The sequence below is a fragment of the Hahella sp. CCB-MM4 genome (assembly GCF_002260525.1).
In the GTDB taxonomy this organism is placed as follows: Bacteria; Pseudomonadota; Gammaproteobacteria; order Pseudomonadales; family Oleiphilaceae; genus Hahella.
On the sequence record NZ_MRYI01000049.1, the window covers coordinates 1 to 1,447 of the forward strand.

General features: G+C 50.9%; 3 protein-coding genes. All 3 read left to right on the forward strand.

Features of this window, described 5'->3' with window-relative positions:
• Positions 1–725: transposase (locus BTA51_RS30735; protein ID WP_246841229.1), on the forward strand; the 725-nt coding region annotated here is incomplete at its 5' end.
• Between the two features lie 30 nt (positions 726–755).
• Complete coding sequence (locus BTA51_RS30740; RefSeq protein ID WP_246841230.1) at positions 756–1,106, forward strand: transposase; 351 nt, start codon at positions 756–758, stop codon at positions 1,104–1,106.
• A gap of 78 nt (positions 1,107–1,184) precedes the next feature.
• Positions 1,185–1,447 (forward strand): transposase (locus BTA51_RS30745; RefSeq protein WP_246841231.1); only part of this gene is annotated, 263 nt, incomplete at its 3' end.

Sequence of the window (1,447 nt, forward strand, 5' to 3'; positions counted from 1 at the left end):
AACAAGGATCTGTTGCCATGCCCAAGTTTAAGCCCTACAACTATGACCAGCACTCCATGGTGGTCATCAATTATCAAGACCAACTCCAGCCCGGCACTTTCGAATACGCAGTTCACTATCTGATCGACAACAAGCTCGACCTGTCGGTCTTTTATCCGAACTACAAAAACGACGAAGGTGGGCGGCCGGCTTATGATCCGGCGATTCTGCTGAAGATTATTCTGTTCGCCTACTCCAAAGGCATCACCTCCAGCCGTGAGATTCAGTGGTGCTGTGAGACCAATATTCTATTCAAAGCATTGTCCTGCGATACCGTGCCGCACTTTACAACCATTGCTGGCTTTGTCAGCGGCCTTGCCGATGAAATCGAAAGTCTCTTCGAAAAGGTGTTATTGGTTTGTCATGAGCAAGGGCTGTTAGGTAATGAACTCTTTGCTATCGATGACTGCAAACTGTCCTCCAATGCGGCCAAGGAATGGTCGGGTACTTTTACCGAGTTGGCAGAAAAGCGAGATAAACTTCGACGCTTGATTCGCCATCATTTGCGGGAGCATGAGAAGCACGATGAGGCGGAAACTGAAGCCGAGATGGAGCGGGTGATCCGAGTAGGGAAAACGGTGAAAGCCTTGGATCAGGCCGCGGAGAAGATCGATGCCTTCCTAAAGACGCAAAGCCCAGGACAGGTTTATGCTCCTGCAAAACCTGCATTCCCTACATCCATGTAGGTCACGGGCCAAGGTAAACGCCCCAAAGAAGTGAAAAGCAATATCACAGATAACGAAAGCGCCAAGATGACAACCTCCAAGGGCACCATCCAGGGCTATAACGGTGTCGCCGCAGTAGACAAGAAACACCAGATCATCATTGATGCCCAAGCCTTCGGAGAAGGCCAGGAACACCACACATTAGCCCCGGTTCTGGAACGGGTCAAAGAGCGCTACCAACGTTTAAAGATTACCGAAGATATCTATGCGGATGGCACCGTCGTCACAGCCGATACAGGCTTTGCCAACGAAGCCAACATGAAGTATCTACACGAACAACAGATCAATGCTTACATCCCCGATAACCGCTTCCGTAGTCGAGATCCGAAGTTCAACAAGTAAAAAGCGAAATACGGCAAGCGCCACCAAGGTTAAACACACACCAAGATCATCCCCGCTAGTGAGTTCAACTTCGATCCAGTGAATCTCACCTGTCGCTGCCCGGCAGGCCAGGAGATCAGCTTCCGGGGTACGAGAACCGATGAATACGGCAATCCCAAAGCGCACTTCGAAGGACGTCTTTTGCAATGTCGCCACTGCGATTTAAAGCACGAATGCATGCGCAACCCGACCGCTGCAGATCACCGCAAGGGCACTGGTCGACAGGTGTCATTTATTATCGAACACCGACGCCGACCGAACTATACGGACTGGATGAAGCACCGGGTGGATAGCCCCAAGGG